The sequence below is a fragment of the Rheinheimera gaetbuli genome (assembly GCF_054781935.1).
Genome location: NZ_BAAGTL010000004.1, coordinates 79,048 through 95,149, shown reverse-complemented (window position 1 = coordinate 95,149; position 16,102 = coordinate 79,048). Strand labels below are relative to the sequence as shown.

The window sequence follows — 16,102 nt, the reverse complement described above, 5'->3', positions numbered from 1 at the left end:
ACATCGGTAACTGTCATAGTTTAATCAGCTGGTTACGCAACGTGACCAGTTGATCGCGCAGAGCCTGTATATCGCTCATGCCAACGCCGCACTGCAATGCTACGGTCTCATTTACCTGCAAGGCTTTGGCTTTTAACGCCCGGCCCTGTTCCGTTAAACGGATCTCCAACGTTCGCTCGCTATTGGGGTTACGGGCACGGATCAGCAAACCCATCTCCTGCATCCGTTTTAATACCGGTGTTAAGGCACCAGATTCAGTAAACAGCTTTTGCGCAATATCTTTAAGCGCCACGCCGTCTTTTTCCCATAAAATCAGCATCACCAGATATTGTGGGTAGGTGAGATCCAGTTTATCCAGCAATGGCTTGTACGATTTGGTCATCGCCAATGATGCCGAATAAAGCGCAAAGCAAAGCTGATTATCCAGCTTTAGCCTTTGCTCTGGCGAAATACATGCTAAATTTGCTGCGTCCGACATAGTAAGCCCCTGTTTTGCGCCGTGCTAACGGCATTAACTCTGCTACCTGCACAGGTAGTGAATCATGCCATTATAACGGCCAGCGGTCACCAGCCGTTAACGGTTATTGCACTAAGTGTCGGCAACAGTGGCAGCATTACACCAGCGTCAGCCGTACTTCCAGACCGTTGCGGGTAGCGTTTGAGTATGGGCAGACCTGATGAGCTTTAGTCACCAATTGCTGTGCTACCGTAGCATCGATACCAGGCAAGGCAATAAACAGTTCAACATCCAGGCCAAAACCTGTTTCAATCTGGCCAATGCCGACTTCGGCACGAACAGTAGCCTCGGTTGGCAGGGCCGTTTTTGCCTGGCTGGCAACAAACTTCAGTGCACTTAAAAAGCAGGCCGAATAACCAGCAGCAAATAATTGCTCCGGGTTAGTACCGGCAGCACCATTACCACCGAGCTCTTTTGGCATGCTCAGCTTCACATCCAGATTTGCATCGCTCGAAAGCGCGCGGCCATCACGGCCAGAAGTGCTGGTTACGTCAGCTTTATATAATACATTCATAGCATTCTCCATTACTGTGCAATAACTATTATCGCGATAATCATATGATTTAACAAAACCTGGTATTGGGTTGGCCACCGGCAAGTATCTGCTGCATGTAGCTTGCACATAATGTTATTGCAATAACTATTGTTGCGCAAGTTTAATTTGTTATAACGATACAACCTTGTAGAATAACGCCAATACCTAACCGGAAATAACTACATTATGAAATTAACCACCTTGCTCAGTGTTAGCACTCTGCTGCTGTCATCTACGCTACTGGCACAACCTGACGCGGTTATTATCGCCGGCCAGCTGCTGGATGTACGCAGCGGTAAGCTGCTGGCAAATCAGGCCATTTTAGTCGAGCAAGGCAGAGTACACAGCGTAGTGCCAGTCGCAAAACTCAGCACAGCAGAGCAACATTTAGCGCGCACAGATTTAACGGCTTATACCGTCATGCCCGGTTTAATTGATATGCACGTACACCTGACCGCCAATCCGACCGCGCACGGCTATCGTCGTCTGCAGCAAACGCCGGCCCGGCAGGCGCTGTTTGGCGCTACTGCAGCGACAGCAACACTCAACGCCGGCTTTACCACAGTGCGCAACCTGGGTGCTGGCGGTTTTGCTGATGTCGACCTGCGCAATGCCATTAACGACGGCGAAATAGCCGGCCCCAGAATGCGGGTATCCGGTCCCAGCTTGTGCATGACAGGCGGCCATTGCGACAACAACTTACTGCCACATATTTATCAGGCCAGTGCCGACGGGGTCGCCAATGGTGCCGATGCTATCCGCGCCAAAGTGCGCAGCAATATGAAATACGGTGCCGACGTGATTAAATTCACTGCCACCGGCGGCGTGTTGTCGCGCAATACCGATGTCAACGCCAGCCAATACAGCCTGGCAGAAATGCAGGCGTTAGTCGCCGAAGCCCACGACCGTGGTGCCATCGTTGCCGCCCATGCCCATGGCTTACGTGGTATTAAACGGGCGCTGCAAGCCGGCGTAGATTCTATCGAACACGCCAGCTTTATTGACGACGAAGCCATCAAGCTGGCCAAACGCCAGGGCACTTATCTGGTAATGGACATTTATGTCAGTGACTATATTTTGCAGCAAGGCGAAGCGGCCGGTATTTTGCCGGAGTCACTGGCAAAAGAGCGTACTGTTGGCCAACTGCAACGGCAGAACTTTAGCAAAGCGGTAAAAGCCGGGGTAAAGCTGGCCTATGGTACGGACGCCGGCGTTTATACTCATGGTCTGAACGCGCTGCAATTGGAGTACATGGTGCAATGGGGTATGACACCGCTGCAGGCAATTCAAAGCGCCAGCATTAATGCAGCTGAGTTGCTGAACTGGCGCAACGCAGCTGGCCAGTTGAATGTTGGCGTACTTGAACCCGGTGCCTACGCTGATATAGTCGCGGTAAAGGGAAATCCATTAGAGCAGATAAGTTTGCTGCAAAATATTCCGTTGATTATTAAAGGCGGCCAACTGGTAAAAATGGCCAACTAAATCTGATTAGATAACGACCTTGCCGCTATTAGTCTTACAGTGAGAACATAATGATCGCCAGACTGGTATTTTTTGCGCTACTGCTGTTAGGTAGCTATTTGCTGCTGTCAGCCTGGTTCGACGCCAAGCGGCCGTTACCGCAATTGCTGCAACAAACCGCAGTTAGCGCCCTGCAGCAACAACTTTGCCAAACGCCAGTGCTGTGGCGCATTGGCCAGTTAGACCCGGCGTTTGACTTATCCGCAGATCAAGCCGAACAGGCAGCGCACAATGCTGCAGCACAGTGGAACAAAGCCTTTGCACAGGAGCTGTTTCGTTACGATAGCCTGGACGGTTTCCCGATTAATTTTCAATACGATCAGCGCCAGCAACAGATGCTGCAACAGGCTTTGCTCGAGCGGAATATACAGCGCTACGACAGCACTATAGACCGGCGTGCCACCACCCTGGCGCAGCAAAGCGCACAGCTGCAACAGCGTCAGCATGAGTTTGAGCAACAAAACCAACAGCTTGCTGCAGACATTGCGGCGTTTGAGCAGCAAGCAGCCAACGCAAACCAGCGTAATATTGCTGCCCTACAGCAGCAACAACAGCTGTTACAGCAACGCCAGCAGCAGTTACAGCAACAGGCAGAGCAATTAAACGAGCAGCAGGCACAACTGCAGCGCGAGCAACGCTACCTCAACGACACCGTCGCAGACCGCAATGCACTGCTGCCGCAACAGCAACCACTGGCTGCCGCTGAAGTAGGCCTGATGGAAATAACCAGCGGCCAGCGCCGCATGACCATATTCGCCTACAGCAACCCCGCAGCCTTACAACTGACCATAGCGCATGAATTTGGCCACGCCTTAGGCCTGGGCCACACAGACAGCAGCAGTTCGTTAATGCATTACGCCCTCAACCCACAACAAAAAGGCCTGACCGCAGACGATATTGCCGCACTTAAACAGCAGTGCGGGTTTTAAGCTGGCAAAATTTGCGCAAATAAGCCGCGCTCCGCTTAACCATTAATAGGGTGCGTCCCTAATAAACTATAGGGTGCGTCCCTAATAAACTTTGGGGCGTCGCCGGTACATTAACCGCCAGCCGGTTAGCGCTTGGCGGTAACGACGCCTGGAACCTTGCAGGGGGCTATCATCATGCCAGCCCGCATCGAATGGAAGGTTTTTGCATTTATAACGATATTGGCATTAGTTACCAGCAGCTTATCGCCAGTGGCGAGTTAACAGCAGCTGACAAAATACTGATTATCGATATCGACGCCCACCATGGTAACGGCAATGCCCGTACCTTTCACGAAAATAAAAACGTCACTTTGCTTGATGTGTACAACGCCGATATTTACCCCAACGACCCGGTAAGCCGGCGCAGAGTTGATATCGCCTTACCACTGGCCAGCGGTACCGGCGGTGAGTTATATCTGAATAAACTTGGTGCGGCATTGGAGCAGCTAAGCAACGGCTATAAACTCGCCTTTGTGATAGCCGGTACAGATGTTCTGGCAACAGATCCGCTAGGTGGTTTAGCACTTAGCGTGGCCGACGTAGCGCAAAGCCATAAGCTGGTGTACCAGCGCTTAAAAGCGCTGCATATTCCAACGGTATTTTTAGGTGGCGGCGGTTATGGCAAAGAGAGCGCAGCTGCGATAGCGGCAGGGATTAAAGCGGTGTCGGCGATGGGCTCGTGACTTTGGTATTCAGAGACAGGTTCTGTATCTACACTTCAGTAAGTCGTAAACAACAAAGCCAGCATTTCGCTGGCTTTTTTATTGTAATAGCAACTTATTACACCAGCAGTTGCTGGCGCAGGTAGTCGTACAAGCGACGTTCTTTCTGTGCTTCTTCACCGTCGCTTTGCATAATCTGCCGGGCGGTATCCAACGCTTTTTTCTTGTCGAACATCAGGGCGTCTTTTAAGCCGGCCAGATAGGCCTCTACTTTATCGGCACGAATGGCGTCGCGCACTTCAGCTACCGCCTGGCTTTGCACTGCCGTAATGCTGTTTGCGCCTTCCCAAGCCAGGTCATCCGCAATCAGATCGACCAGCTCCTGCTCGTTCAGGCGGATTTTGCCGTCTGTGCGGTACATCAGCACCGCCAGTTTTAGCAGCGCTTCATTAAATAGTTGTTGTGTTACCATATATCACTCCTTTACTGCCTTATTTGGCTTTAGGCTGCGCCACTTTTAAAATCTCGGTTAAACCGGCAACCGCGCCACCGATATTGGCCAGTTCGGCCGGCACTATCATGGTGTTGTTGGTTTTGGCCAGATTGCCAAATTCTTTGACGTATTGCTCGGCTACACGCAGGCTTACTGCTTCTGAACCACCCGGGTGATTGATGGCTTCAGCTATCTGGCGAATACCTTCAGCGGTGGCGATAGCGATAAGCTCAATTTCACGGGCGCGGCCTTCGGCTTCGTTAATCTGCCGCATCTTGTCGCCTTCAGACAGGTTAATGACTTCCTGCTTCTGGCCTTCGGATACGTTAATCATCGCCTGGCGCTCACCTTCAGATTTGGCAATGGCAGCACGGCGCTCACGTTCAGCGCGCATTTGTTGCTCTAACGCATCTTTAATGCTGATCGGCAGTTCGATGTCGGCAATTTCATAGCGCAATACCTTTACACCCCAGGGCGCTGCAGCTTCGTCCAGCGCTTTTACCACTTCTTCGTTAATTTTGGCACGCTCTTCAAAGGTTTTGTCTAAGTCGGTTTGGCCGATAACAGAGCGCATAGTGGTTTGTGCCAACTGCGCCGAAGCATAGCGGTAATCGTTAATACCATAGCTGGCTTTATGCGGGTCAATTACTTGCAGGTATAAGATACCGTCGATACCCACCTGAATATTGTCTCGGGTAACACAGGTTTGCCGCTGCACGTCGATCACTTCTTCTTTTAAGCTGTGCATGTACGCCACTTTGTCGACAAAGGGGATCAGAATATGAAAACCAGAATCCAAAGTACGCGAGTACTTACCCAGACGTTCGACCACAAAATTACTTTTCTGCGGCACCACGCGGGCACTTTTTGCAATGGTAATAACAACAGCCAGCGCGAAGCCGGCCATTAAAATAGTATTGATATCGATTGTTTCCACCAGATTTACTCCTTAAACAGATGGTTAGCTATGAAATTAGTCAGATTTGGCGGCAGACACCACCAGCTTGATTCCGTGGTTCGCAACTACAAAGGCGACATCACCGGCTTTTAAGTCATCAGTTGATTCTGCATCCCACTGTACGCCGTTTAACACCACACGGCCGGCGCCCTGTTGAAAATCACTGTGTACCGTAACGCGGCGGCCTATGTCATCGGCCAGCCGTGAGGGCTGCTCGTGGCTGTCGGCAGTGTAACCGACAAACCAGCGTTTAAACTGGCCGCGCACAACCAGTAACAGCCCCAGTGACAACACACCAAACAACATAAACTGCGTGCTATAGCTTTCTATCAGACCAAAGTGTAACAACAGGCCAACAACAATAGCGGCAATACCAAAGAATACCGCCACAATACTGGTGGCCAGCAGCTCAGTCAGTATTAACACTATACCAACAATAATCCATAAGGTTGCTATATCCACTTACGTTACTCCTTAACACTTGATAAGCTGCACATTAACTTAAGCCATACAAAGTGGTCAATCAGTTCCGCCAAGGTTGTAAAAACAGTTTTTCATCAGGAAATAATAATGAAGTTAGCTATAAAAATTTTATTCGGCATCGCTTTAATCGCGGCACTAAATATATTATTTTTCACGCCGATGAGTATAAATCGGGCTATGCCGATGCTGCTTAATCAAACTGCGGATAGCAAGTTACAGCGGGAACTGTGTCAAACACCCGTGTTATGGCGCATTGGTGAGCTAGACCCCAGCTTCGGTTTAACACCGGAGCAGGCCGAGCAAACGGCTCACGATGCGGCACAATTATGGAATAAAGCCTTTAACGCTGAGTTATTTCGTTATGACAGCCTGGATGGTTTTCCAATCAATTTTCGCTATGACAGCCAACAGCAGCAGTTACTGCAACAAGCATTGCAAAAAAGCCGGCAGTATCAAACCAGCAACCGTCTCGATATTCGTGACGAAACCCTGCAACAACAGCAAAGCCGTCTGAATCAGCGCTCAACGACTTACCAAAACGATAAAGCACAGTTGGATCGCGATATGGCAGCGCTACAAATACGAAGCAGAGATTCCGGTACCTGGGGCAGCGAGGCCTATCAGCAACAGCAGGCGTCACTGCAACAAAGACAACAACGCCTTGAATACGAAGGCGATGCAATAAGACAGCAGTATGATCAATTATCAAGGGAAAGAGACTACCGCAACAGTATGAGTAATGACAGGAACATCCGTCAGCCAAAACCAGACAGTGCGCCATCAATAGAATTTGGTGAAATGCAGATAACAGATGGCAAACGCACTATGACCATATTCGCCTACAAGACTGACGCAGCCCTGACACAGAGTATTGCCCACCAGTTTGGCCATGCGCTGGGGCTTGGCCACAATGGCAACAATGCATCCATTATGTCTGACATCTTTAACCCGGCTAATACAGAGCTTAGCCGCTCAGATATCAGCTCGCTGAACCAACAGTGCAACTTTTAAGCAATATCAAACAGTTTTTGCTCCAGTGTCTGGCCTTGTGTCAGGCTGCGGTAACGCCAGCCGTTCGCCGCCAGGCATTGCAGCAAACTGATATCAAAGCTGTCTGCCAGATCACGCTGCACCCGCAATACTAATTGTTTTTTCTGTGGTTGCTGCACGCTGATTAAACCAGGTAACCGCTTTATTGCCTGCAGTAAGGTGTCGCTGCTTTCCTGCTCCAGTTGTAAGGTCAGGTAATGGGGCGCATCAGACTGCACAGCCGTTGTCTCGCTGGCCTGCAACTGGCCTTTATCCAGATAGAGCACCTTGTTGCACAATTGCTCCAGCTCAAAAATATTGTGTGAGCTGATTAAAAAGCTAACCTGGCCGCTAAGCTGGCTGATCAACTGCCGGATGGCCAATGCATTGGCCGGGTCCAGCCCCGCGGTGGGTTCATCTAACAGTACCAGCTCAGGCTGGCCGATAAAAGCTTGGGCGATAGCCGCACGTTTACGCATGCCATGGCTTAAAGCCGCGGCTTTTTGCCCGGCTTCGCCAGCAAGCCCCACCAGGGTTAGCACCCGTGTAGTCTCGGCTATCGCGGCCTTAACAGCTAACCCCTGCAGGCGGCCATAAAACTGCAACTGCTCACCAATACTAAAACCCGGGTCAAACTGTGCATCCTGCGGCAGTGCGCTGATCCGGCCAAACAGTTCACTGCTACCGGCTTTGTGGCCCAGCAGTTGGGCCTGGCCACTGTCGGCACGCAGATAACCACATAAAATACTAAATAAGGTGGTTTTGCCGGCGCCATTAGGGCCAATTAATGCGGCGGTGTCGCCGTGCTGCAATTCAAAACTAACCTGTTGCAACGCGGTTTTGCTGCCGAAATGTTTACTCAGGCCATCACAGCTAATTAATGCACTCATAAGGATCTCCGGTTAACGGTTATCGTTGCCAGCGTCAGCAACACCAGGCTTTGCCCCAGCGGCAATGCGGCATGCTGTAATGTTTGCCAGCCATGCAGCGGTAACAGTTGGATCACTTGCGTGCCGGGCAGGTAACCGAGTAAAAACAGAAAATCCGGAAAGTAAAAAATAAACCAGCTTAGCAAACCAAAGCACAGGCCAATACTGACAATTGCCAGGCTAACGGCTAATTTGGCCGTGCGCACTAAGGCAGAAAATACGCTCATCAGGGCGGTAAATGGCAGTAGCACCAGCAACAGGTTAACAAAGATCACTGCCGCAGCATTCCACATTTGCAGCGACAGGCCTTCTGCTCGCCAGGCCGATAACAGCAGAGTTGCCAGCAGCGTAAACACAACCAGGCTGGCTTGCACCAGCATCTGGCCGGCAAAGCGACCCAGCACTATGCTGCTGCGGCTGCTGCGCAAGCTTAAAAAACGCAGGGTGCCGCGCTCTAAATCGCTGCATAATTGGTTAGCGGTAAAAAACAGACTAAACAGCGGTAACAATAACAAGCTAAACAACCAGTACACTGCCAGCTCTGGCGCCGGCCAATTGCTCAGTTGCTGCAAGCCGGCGTTGCCAAACAAGCTGCTTATCATGTTAACGAAACCACGAGAAGCAATTAAATCTGCCGCTGGCACGATGGCGTAACGAAATAATAGTGCCCAAATCACCACGGTGGCGGCCAGTGTCATCAAACCGGGGCGGGTTTGCCATAACCGGCGTAATTCAAAGCCGGCATACAACTGGCAATGTTGCAGTAGCAGTAACGGATTAGACATAGCAGCTTCCTGTGCAAAGTAGAAATAACGATTAACAACATACATGAAGCAGTATTAGTGCCAGTTATTATTTATTTAAAATCATAAAGTTAAAAATAAATCACAGCATTTAATATAAACCATTAAACGAAAAAGTCGTTAATTTAACCATTTCGCACTGCTGCGCTAATATCCCACAGCAGCGCGTTAGCGACGTTATTGGGCGGCAGTAATTTTAATTTCAACTTTCCAGTGTGGGTCAGCCAGCTTAGCCTCTACCGTGGCGCGGGCAGGCGCATGGCCGGGTGCAACCCAGTTATCCCAGGCTAAGTTCATTGCAGCATAATCGGCCATATCAGCCAGATAAATGGTGGCGTCAACCAGCTTGGTTTTATCACTGCCGCACTGTGCCAACAAGGCATCAACTTGGGCCAACACATCTTCGGTTTGTAAGGTTGCATCGGTGCTGTGGGTGTCCGGCACCATGCCGGCACAAAAAATTAAGCCGTTAACAATCACCGCTTCAGAATAGCGGCTGGCAGGTAAAATACGTTGTATGGTCATGCGTTACTCCTCAGATTAGTTACTACAGGCTAACCTGAACTAATGCCACTGACCAGTCGGAGCAGTGCGTCCCTGTCAGGCCGTTTGCGTAAAAGCCTGCAATAGCACAGCAAGCTGCGGATGCAGCAGTTCGCGTTGAGTAGTGATGATATAAAAATTCTCATACACCTGCGGCAATGCCAGGTACTTTTGCAACCGACCACTTTTTAGCTCGTCTTTCACCACAACCTCGGGCATAACGCTAAGCGCACCGCTGTCACGCGCCAACAAACGTAACATTGCCATATCGTCGGCCTCCGCCACTACGTCCGGCCGTAGCTGATACTGCGCGGCCAATGCATCAAAAGCAGTGCGGATTGGACTTTGTACCGGCGGCAATACCCAGCGCTGCTGTTGATAGGCAGCTAAATTATGGTTAAGCGCCTTACCCGGTGGACCAATCACAGCCACCGGCTGGCGGGCCAGCAGGCGGCATTGCCATAGTTGGCTGTCGTTACCCTGTACCGCAATGTTACTCAATACCAGATCCAGCTGGTGCTGAGCCAGGGCATTAAGTAACGTAGTCTGGTTCATCGACACCAGGCTGTAACGGCTGTCAGCTGTGGCCAACAAAGGCGTGATAAAGCTTTCAATAAAATTTCGCGACATGGTGGCCAGGGTACCAATGCGTATCGGGCTGCTTTGTGGCTGTATGCCTTTTAGCAGCAACTGTTCCAACTCAGCACCTCTGCTGAAGATATCTTCAGCATATTTTAATGTCTGATAGCCACTGTCGGTCAGGACCAGTTTTCGGCCCTGGCGTGAAAACAGCTGCACCTGCATGCTGTGTTCAAATTGCTTAATTTGCGCCGACAAAGCCGACTGCGAAATATGCAGCCGCCGTGCGGTTTCGGTCAGGTTGCCGCCTTTGGCGACCTGCCAGAAATAATATAGATGGTGGTAATTAAGCCGGTTCATAGCTTTGTTAAATAGCCCTGTTAAATAATTCTATTAAAGCGAACGTTTATTCATTTATTATGTATTTTACTTATACTAGTGTGCTGCGCACAATAGCGCCAGTTTATTCTGGCTCTGGGTGCACTATGCAAATGTTGTTCACTATTAACTCTTTTAAGCTGGTATTGCTGGCGCTGGTGGCATTATTAGCGGTGGTGATCTGGCGCTATAGCGCAACGGCGTTAGCCGGCGAAACTGATAAGACCCGTTTTATGCGCGCACTGGCCGCAACGCTTGCGGCGGTGGTGTTTACACTGTTGAGTAACCATTTGCTATTGTTTTGGCTGGGTTGGGTGGGTATTAGCCTGGCACTGCAACAATTGCTGCTGTTTTACCCGGAACGACCAAGGGCGCAGTTGGCAGCGCATAAAAAAGCCCTCAGCTCCCGTTTGAGTGAAATGTTACTGGCGCTAGCTTTTGCACTGCTGTACCTGCAATTTGATACCGCCAGCATCAGCCAAATAAACTTGCTGCTAAGCACAGCAGATGCGGCCAACCCCATTCTGCACAGTGCTGCGGTATTGCTGGTGCTGGTGGCACTGCTTAAGTGTGCTCAGTTGCCGATGCATGGCTGGCTGATCCAGGTAGTGGAGGCGCCAACCCCGGTATCAGCATTATTACATGCCGGCATTATTAACTTAGGCGGCATTTTGTTGCTGTTGTTTGCGCCGCTACTGGGCTACAGCGCTATCGCCAGCAGCATACTGCTCATAACAGCACTGATTAGCACGATACTGGCTGCTCTAATTATGAGCACTCGGATCAGTATCAAAGTGCGGCTGGCCTGGTCTACCGTGGCGCAAATGGGTCTGATGCTGGTAGAAATTGCACTTGGCCTCTATACGCTGGCACTGCTGCACCTGTTGGCACACTCCTGTTACAAAGCGTACGCCTTTTTGCACAGCGGTAATGCGGTGAATCACTACCTGGCGGCGCAATTGGCAGGACAAGCCCAGCCGAGTGCCTGGCACTGGCTGTTGTCGCTATTACTAGCGACAGGCTTGCTATGGCTGACACAACTGTTGTTGCCGCTATCTAGTTTAAGCAGTGCCGTACTGTTGGTACTGGCGATAACTGTTTTATTGGCCCCGGCGTTAAATGTGGCGGATAACAAGCGCATACCGAGGTTGCTGTTGGCTCTGGGTTACGCAATCGGTTTATTGGCGCTGTATTTTAGCCTGAAAACCCTGTTACAGCCGGTTATGCCGACGCCGCATAGCGTCACGCTGGCCGCTGATGCGCTAAGCAGTATTGCTTTTAGCGGCTTATTTATCGTCGCGCTGCTATTGCGTTATCAAAGCCACCATAAAACGATGAATAAGGTATTTATCTGGCTGAATGCCGGCGGTTATCTGGATGAATGGGCGACACGCATTACGTTAAAAATATGGCCTTACAGCAGCAGACAACTGTCTGAGGAGCAGAAATTAGCAGCATTGCAGGAGTTAAAATGAGCGCAGTAACCAGCAGCATACCGATGTCTGACGCCAACATGATGGCACTGATTAAGTACGCATCCAGCCAGATCGCACCGCAGTGGCCACTGGATCAGCTTATTGCCGTTAACCCCTGGTGGCCGAAGCGGCAACAACTGTTTTCTGCGGTGTGCGCAGAGCAACAGTTACTGGCCGGTACTGACTGCCTGATGAGTGCCCAGTGGTACCTGACACAATACCCACACCAGATCACGGCGCAGCATCTACGCCAGGCATTAGTCGAAGCACAACTGGCCATCAGCGTAGATGAGGCTGTTGCGGCGTTGTCCAAGCCGGTTAAAGCTGGCCATTGGCAGCGTTTAACCGAACACCTCTGTGGCGCCGGCCGGCATAATAAGCTGCCATGGCAGGAGCTTATTGTGCAGCAACTTAGCCAGTTTTTAGCGTTGTACCATCAATATCCGGAGCGTTTTAGCGTTGAGGCAGATAGCAAGGATCATGCTTATCACAGCTGGCTTAGTGTGGTAAGGCAAGACAAAGGGCTACAGGTGCTAACCGGTACTAAACTGACGCCGTTATTTGTTGCGCTGCCGGATCAGCCCGGCCAACTGCTGGCGCAAATGCAACCCTGGCTGGAAAGCTGGTGCGCAGATGAGCAAAGCCTGCTTGCCTACTTTGAAGCCTTGTTACAAAGCCTGTCCGGCTGGGCTGGCTGGCAAGCCTGGCTCGATTGGCAGCAGCAGTTGCAAGGCAACAGCGACAATGATGCGGTATGTCAGCTGTTATATATGCTGCTGGGTTGGGATTGGGTGTTATGGCAGCACAGTCAGCAGCAAAATGCTCAACACAGTACGTTGCTTCCAGCGCTGCAACTACAAGCCCGACAATATAATGTGGCCTTGATCCAGGCACAGAAGCAATTGGCAGTGCGTCAGGTATGGCAGCGCGCATTAGAGTTAAGTGTGCAGCAGCCACTGCTGAACCAGCTGCAGCAACAACAGCTTAAGCTTAACGCTACATCACGTGTCCGCCCTGCTGTGCAAGCCGCGTTTTGTATAGATGTGCGCTCAGAGCCGATGCGCCGCGCACTGGAGCAGCAACACTGTGATATTCAAACGCTTGGTTTTGCGGGCTTTTTTGGTTTACCCATCGCCTACAAAGCGGCTGATGGCCCGTTGCAGCGGCCACAGCTACCCGGCTTGCTGGCACCGGCTCTAACCGTGACGCAAGTAAAGCCGGATAGCGCACCGTTATCGCGCCAGCCTAACCTCGGCTGGAAACAAAGCTTCGATCTGGCGTCGTCCAGTTTAGGCATGGTAGAAGCTGCAGGCCCGACAAAACTGCTAAGCCTGATTAAGCGCGCGTTTTTGCGCCCTGCAGCACCACACGCGCTGAATAAACTGCTGGATGATAGCCGCTGGCAGCTGCTTAACGGCCAACAAGCGCTAACGGACGCTGAACAAGCATCGCTAGCGGCGGCGATACTGACGGCAATGGGTTTAGCCACGAATTTGGCGCCGGTGGTGCTGTTGTTTGGTCATGGCAGCAACAGCTGTAATAACCCGCATGCGGCGGCACTGGACTGTGGCGCCTGTGGCGGCCAAACCGGTGAGGTAAATGTAAAGGTGCTGGCGCAAATGCTTAATGATGACGCAGTCAGGCAGCAGTTGAGTACGAATCATGGCATCGCTATAGCACCCGATACGCGATTTTATGCCGGCATGCACCACACCACAACAGATGAGCTGCAGGTTTATCAAACGCCCGCACAAGCCGATTGGCTAAGCTGGTTAACCGCAGCAGGCACTCAGGCGCGCCAGCAGCGAGCGACACAATTTGGGCAAACGTCCCAAACAGACAGCGCATTAGCGCGATTTTTTAAGCTACGCAGTAACGACTGGGCACAACTGCGGCCGGAATGGGGCCTGGCCAACAATGCCGCCTTTATTGTGGCGCCGCGCCAACTGACAAAAGAGCTGGATTTAAAAGGCCGGGCGTTTTTGCATGACTACGATGCCAGCAAAGATACTGATTTTAGTTTGTTGCATACTATTATGACCGCGCCTATGGTCGTGACGAACTGGATTAACCTGCAATACTATGCCTCTGTGGTGGCACCGGATAAATACGGTTGCGGCAATAAACTGCTGCACAATGTGGTGGCAGGCCATATCGGCGTATTTGAAGGCAACGGCGGAGATTTACGTACCGGCCTGGCCTGGCAGTCGGTGCATGACGGTATAAAGTTAATGCATCAGCCGGTGCGCTTAAGCGTGGTTATTGCCGCACCGCGTGAGGCTATTGCCGGCGTGATTAGTCGCTCAGCCGATGTCGCGGCACTGGTAAATAATCACTGGCTGTATCTGTATCAGCTTGCGGACGATGGCAGTGTTCACCAGTGGCAACAACACAGCTGGCAGCCGGTGACCTTATGACATTAAAGGCGGCAATACTTACCCAACATGACAAAGCGCGACTGATTGCGCCGGTATTAAGCAGGCTTGGCTGGCACCTTACTGAGCTAAGCAGTTTTGACACCGATGCCCTGGGTAGCTTTTCCGGTGAGCGGCCAAGGTTTATGTCGCCGTATGAATGCGCTTTGCGCAAGGCGGCAATAGCTGCAGAGCTGTCCGGTGCCGACATCGGCATCGGCAGCGAAGGCAGTTTTTCGCCAGGGCCTTACGGCTTGGGCACCTTTAACCTTGAACTGCTGTGCTGCGTTAATGTGGCAGCAGGTTGGGCAGTAACTGGCCGCTTTTACGGGCCGTCGCTGGCGCAGCAGTGGCAGATCAGCACTGCAGAGCAGTTACAACAAGCACTGGAAAAAGTAGCCGCAGGGCAGTTTTTGTTACTGCAGCAAGGCAGCGTTATTGTTAAAGGCTTAAATCATGCAGAGGCGCAGCAACAGGCATTACGCTTGCTGGCAAAGGGCGACATTAGCCTCAGCTATGATTTACGTGCGCATTTAAGCCCTGAGCGGCAAAGCCATATTATTAAGGCCGCTGATGACCTGTGGCAGCGCTTAAATAGTCTATGTCCGGCTTGTCATACCCCGGGATTCTGGCCAGATAAAGCCGTGCCGGGTTTACCTTGTGAAGCCTGTGGCAGTGCCACTGGTTTAACACTACAAAAACAGGCCAGTTGCCAACGTTGTCAGCACAGCATGGTGCATAACGTTGCCCAGCGCTATGCCGACCCACAATATTGCCCGGAGTGTAACCCATGAAAACATTAATGTTACACGCAGATAATGCTACAGATGTGGCGCTGTGTGGTGACTTGCTCAAACAAGGTAAGCTGGTAGCTATACCAACAGAAACGGTTTATGGCCTGGCGGCGGATGCCACCAACCCTGATGCTGTCAGTGCCATTTTTTCTGCCAAGGGCCGCCCGACGAACCACCCGCTAATTGTGCATTTACATGACAAAACAGCGATGAACGATTGGGCAACTAAAGTTAACACCGCCGCCTATGCATTGGCAGAGGCATTCTGGCCCGGCCCGCTAACGCTATTGCTACACAAAGCCGGGCATGTTAACCCGGTAGTCACCGGCGGTTTAAATACTGTGGGTTTGCGTATGCCTTCACATCCGGTGCTGCTTAATATACTGCAACAGCAGCAGCTGGCTGTGGCTGCCCCCTCAGCCAACCTTTATAAAAAACTTAGCCCAACCTCTGCAGAACATGTGATGACGGGGCTACAAGGTAAGGTAAGCGCGGTATTAGACGGTGGAGACTGCCAGTTTGGTGTCGAGTCGACCATCATTGATTTGACGCAAACCATACCCACTATAGTCCGCGCTGGCCCTATTAGCGCGGCACAAATAGAAGCCGTGCTGGGCCGGCCGGTAGCCCAGCCCCGCCAGCATAATGTGGCGGTACCGGGCAATGTTAGTGCGCATTATCAGCCTGAAAAACCACTGTTGTGTTTTAGCCGTGAAGAATTGTTGTTGCATTTACCTCAGCTGCAACAACCTATAGCATTACTGCACTACAGTGATGTTATCGACAGCGCTAAGGTGACAAAATTAACCATGCCAACACTGGCTACTGCATTTGCCAGAGCGCTTTATCAAAGCTTGTTTGATGCAGACAAATTACCGGTAAGCGCTATTTGGTGCGAACTGCCGCCCGATACAGACGAGTGGCGTGCAGTAAATGACCGGCTAAGCCGTGCCAGCAGTAACCGGGGTTGACCAATTAAACACAAAAAAGACGCGCTGTAAGGATGAGAGCAGCGCGCCAA

17 protein-coding genes are annotated in these 16,102 nt (G+C 51.3%); 8 read left to right on the top strand and 9 right to left on the bottom strand.

Features of this window, described 5'->3' with window-relative positions:
• Nucleotides 1-13: 13 nt before the first annotated feature.
• Together ACYVIC_RS04655 and ACYVIC_RS04650 are read right to left on the bottom strand one after the other, a co-directional pair.
• Nucleotides 14-478, bottom strand: coding sequence for a MarR family winged helix-turn-helix transcriptional regulator (locus tag ACYVIC_RS04655; protein WP_460857712.1), 465 nt, complete (start codon nucleotides 476-478; stop codon nucleotides 14-16).
• Between the two features lie 136 nt (nucleotides 479-614).
• A complete protein-coding gene (locus ACYVIC_RS04650) occupies nucleotides 615-1,031 on the bottom strand; it encodes an organic hydroperoxide resistance protein (RefSeq protein WP_460857710.1) in 417 nt (138 codons plus the stop codon).
• 207 nt (nucleotides 1,032-1,238) lie between these two features.
• Between ACYVIC_RS04650 and ACYVIC_RS04645 the strand changes: the two genes are divergently transcribed.
• The 3 genes from ACYVIC_RS04645 to ACYVIC_RS04635 all read left to right on the top strand — a co-directional run bounded on the left by ACYVIC_RS04645 (nucleotide 1,239) and on the right by ACYVIC_RS04635 (nucleotide 4,224).
• Nucleotides 1,239-2,534 carry a Xaa-Pro dipeptidase gene (locus ACYVIC_RS04645; RefSeq protein WP_460857708.1) on the top strand — a complete coding sequence of 432 codons (1,296 nt, stop codon included), beginning with the start codon at nucleotides 1,239-1,241 and terminating at the stop codon, nucleotides 2,532-2,534.
• Nucleotides 2,535-2,584: 50 nt separating this feature from the next.
• Entirely contained in the window at nucleotides 2,585-3,502 is a 918-nt protein-coding gene (locus ACYVIC_RS04640) for a matrixin family metalloprotease (protein WP_460857706.1), read from the top strand.
• Between the two features lie 68 nt (nucleotides 3,503-3,570).
• Nucleotides 3,571-4,224, top strand: a complete 654-nt coding sequence (locus ACYVIC_RS04635) for an arginase family protein (protein WP_460857815.1) — start codon at nucleotides 3,571-3,573, stop codon at nucleotides 4,222-4,224.
• Nucleotides 4,225-4,321: 97 nt separating this feature from the next.
• Here the strand turns inward: ACYVIC_RS04635 and ACYVIC_RS04630 are convergent, their stop codons facing one another.
• The 3 genes from ACYVIC_RS04630 to ACYVIC_RS04620 are packed head-to-tail and all read right to left on the bottom strand — an operon-like array spanning nucleotide 4,322 to nucleotide 6,116.
• The gene (locus ACYVIC_RS04630) at nucleotides 4,322-4,675 is read right to left on the bottom strand and encodes a hypothetical protein (protein ID WP_460857705.1); all 354 of its coding nucleotides are present in this window, start codon (nucleotides 4,673-4,675) and stop codon (nucleotides 4,322-4,324) included.
• Nucleotides 4,676-4,694: 19 nt separating this feature from the next.
• Entirely contained in the window at nucleotides 4,695-5,633 is a 939-nt protein-coding gene (locus ACYVIC_RS04625) for an SPFH domain-containing protein (RefSeq protein ID WP_460857703.1), read from the bottom strand.
• Between the two features lie 36 nt (nucleotides 5,634-5,669).
• Entirely contained in the window at nucleotides 5,670-6,116 is a 447-nt protein-coding gene (locus tag ACYVIC_RS04620; protein ID WP_460857701.1) for an NfeD family protein, read from the bottom strand.
• A 108-nt stretch (nucleotides 6,117-6,224) separates the two neighbouring features.
• Between ACYVIC_RS04620 and ACYVIC_RS04615 the strand changes: the two genes are divergently transcribed.
• On the top strand, nucleotides 6,225-7,148 hold the full coding sequence (locus ACYVIC_RS04615; RefSeq protein ID WP_460857700.1) for a matrixin family metalloprotease: 924 nt from the start codon (nucleotides 6,225-6,227) through the stop codon (nucleotides 7,146-7,148).
• Here ACYVIC_RS04615 and ACYVIC_RS04610 read toward each other — a convergent pair.
• From ACYVIC_RS04610 to ACYVIC_RS04595, 4 genes are all read right to left on the bottom strand, one after another.
• A complete protein-coding gene (locus ACYVIC_RS04610) occupies nucleotides 7,145-8,056 on the bottom strand; it encodes an ABC transporter ATP-binding protein (RefSeq protein WP_460857698.1) in 912 nt (303 codons plus the stop codon). The genes ACYVIC_RS04615 and ACYVIC_RS04610 overlap by 4 nt on opposite strands.
• Nucleotides 8,053-8,880: an ABC transporter permease subunit gene (locus ACYVIC_RS04605; RefSeq protein WP_460857697.1), complete on the bottom strand. Its 828-nt coding sequence runs from the start codon at nucleotides 8,878-8,880 to the stop codon at nucleotides 8,053-8,055. Before ACYVIC_RS04605 ends, ACYVIC_RS04610 begins: the two co-directional genes overlap by 4 nt.
• Nucleotides 8,881-9,075: 195 nt before the next feature.
• Nucleotides 9,076-9,423 (bottom strand): RidA family protein, encoded by a 348-nt coding sequence (locus tag ACYVIC_RS04600; RefSeq protein ID WP_460857695.1) that lies wholly within the window; start codon nucleotides 9,421-9,423, stop codon nucleotides 9,076-9,078.
• A 75-nt stretch (nucleotides 9,424-9,498) separates the two neighbouring features.
• A complete protein-coding gene (locus tag ACYVIC_RS04595; RefSeq protein ID WP_460857694.1) occupies nucleotides 9,499-10,380 on the bottom strand; it encodes a LysR family transcriptional regulator in 882 nt (293 codons plus the stop codon).
• Nucleotides 10,381-10,439: 59 nt separating this feature from the next.
• On the opposite strand from ACYVIC_RS04595, the gene ACYVIC_RS04590 reads away from it, so the two are divergent.
• The 4 genes from ACYVIC_RS04590 to ACYVIC_RS04575 are packed head-to-tail and all read left to right on the top strand — an operon-like array spanning nucleotide 10,440 to nucleotide 16,052.
• Nucleotides 10,440-11,873, top strand: a complete 1,434-nt coding sequence (locus ACYVIC_RS04590; RefSeq protein ID WP_460857692.1) for an NADH-quinone oxidoreductase subunit L — start codon at nucleotides 10,440-10,442, stop codon at nucleotides 11,871-11,873.
• Nucleotides 11,870-14,290 (top strand): putative inorganic carbon transporter subunit DabA, encoded by a 2,421-nt coding sequence (locus ACYVIC_RS04585; RefSeq protein WP_460857691.1) that lies wholly within the window; start codon nucleotides 11,870-11,872, stop codon nucleotides 14,288-14,290. Before ACYVIC_RS04590 ends, ACYVIC_RS04585 begins: the two co-directional genes overlap by 4 nt.
• The gene (locus tag ACYVIC_RS04580; protein WP_460857690.1) at nucleotides 14,287-15,081 is read left to right on the top strand and encodes a DUF6671 family protein; all 795 of its coding nucleotides are present in this window, start codon (nucleotides 14,287-14,289) and stop codon (nucleotides 15,079-15,081) included. Before ACYVIC_RS04585 ends, ACYVIC_RS04580 begins: the two co-directional genes overlap by 4 nt.
• Nucleotides 15,078-16,052: an L-threonylcarbamoyladenylate synthase gene (locus ACYVIC_RS04575; RefSeq protein WP_460857688.1), complete on the top strand. Its 975-nt coding sequence runs from the start codon at nucleotides 15,078-15,080 to the stop codon at nucleotides 16,050-16,052. The genes ACYVIC_RS04580 and ACYVIC_RS04575 overlap by 4 nt, the downstream gene beginning before the upstream one ends.
• Nucleotides 16,053-16,102 lie beyond the last annotated feature (50 nt).

Bases quoted from the DNA above. Each gene is read 5' to 3' on its own strand.
- ACYVIC_RS04610 (WP_460857698.1), bottom strand. From the start codon at position 8,056: ATGAGTGCATTAATTAGCTGTGATGGCCTGAGTAAACATTTCGGCAGC.
- ACYVIC_RS04650 (WP_460857710.1), bottom strand. From the start codon at position 1,031: ATGAATGTATTATATAAAGCTGACGTAACCAGCACTTCTGGCCGTGAT.
- ACYVIC_RS04630 (WP_460857705.1), bottom strand. From the start codon at position 4,675: ATGGTAACACAACAACTATTTAATGAAGCGCTGCTAAAACTGGCGGTG.
- ACYVIC_RS04615 (WP_460857700.1), top strand. From the start codon at position 6,225: ATGAAGTTAGCTATAAAAATTTTATTCGGCATCGCTTTAATCGCGGCA.
- ACYVIC_RS04595 (WP_460857694.1), bottom strand. From the start codon at position 10,380: ATGAACCGGCTTAATTACCACCATCTATATTATTTCTGGCAGGTCGCC.
- ACYVIC_RS04605 (WP_460857697.1), bottom strand. From the start codon at position 8,880: ATGTCTAATCCGTTACTGCTACTGCAACATTGCCAGTTGTATGCCGGC.
- ACYVIC_RS04580 (WP_460857690.1), top strand. From the start codon at position 14,287: ATGACATTAAAGGCGGCAATACTTACCCAACATGACAAAGCGCGACTG.
- ACYVIC_RS04640 (WP_460857706.1), top strand. From the start codon at position 2,585: ATGATCGCCAGACTGGTATTTTTTGCGCTACTGCTGTTAGGTAGCTAT.
- ACYVIC_RS04655 (WP_460857712.1), bottom strand. From the start codon at position 478: ATGTCGGACGCAGCAAATTTAGCATGTATTTCGCCAGAGCAAAGGCTA.
- ACYVIC_RS04600 (WP_460857695.1), bottom strand. From the start codon at position 9,423: ATGACCATACAACGTATTTTACCTGCCAGCCGCTATTCTGAAGCGGTG.
- ACYVIC_RS04590 (WP_460857692.1), top strand. From the start codon at position 10,440: ATGTATTTTACTTATACTAGTGTGCTGCGCACAATAGCGCCAGTTTAT.
- ACYVIC_RS04645 (WP_460857708.1), top strand. From the start codon at position 1,239: ATGAAATTAACCACCTTGCTCAGTGTTAGCACTCTGCTGCTGTCATCT.
- ACYVIC_RS04575 (WP_460857688.1), top strand. From the start codon at position 15,078: ATGAAAACATTAATGTTACACGCAGATAATGCTACAGATGTGGCGCTG.
- ACYVIC_RS04585 (WP_460857691.1), top strand. From the start codon at position 11,870: ATGAGCGCAGTAACCAGCAGCATACCGATGTCTGACGCCAACATGATG.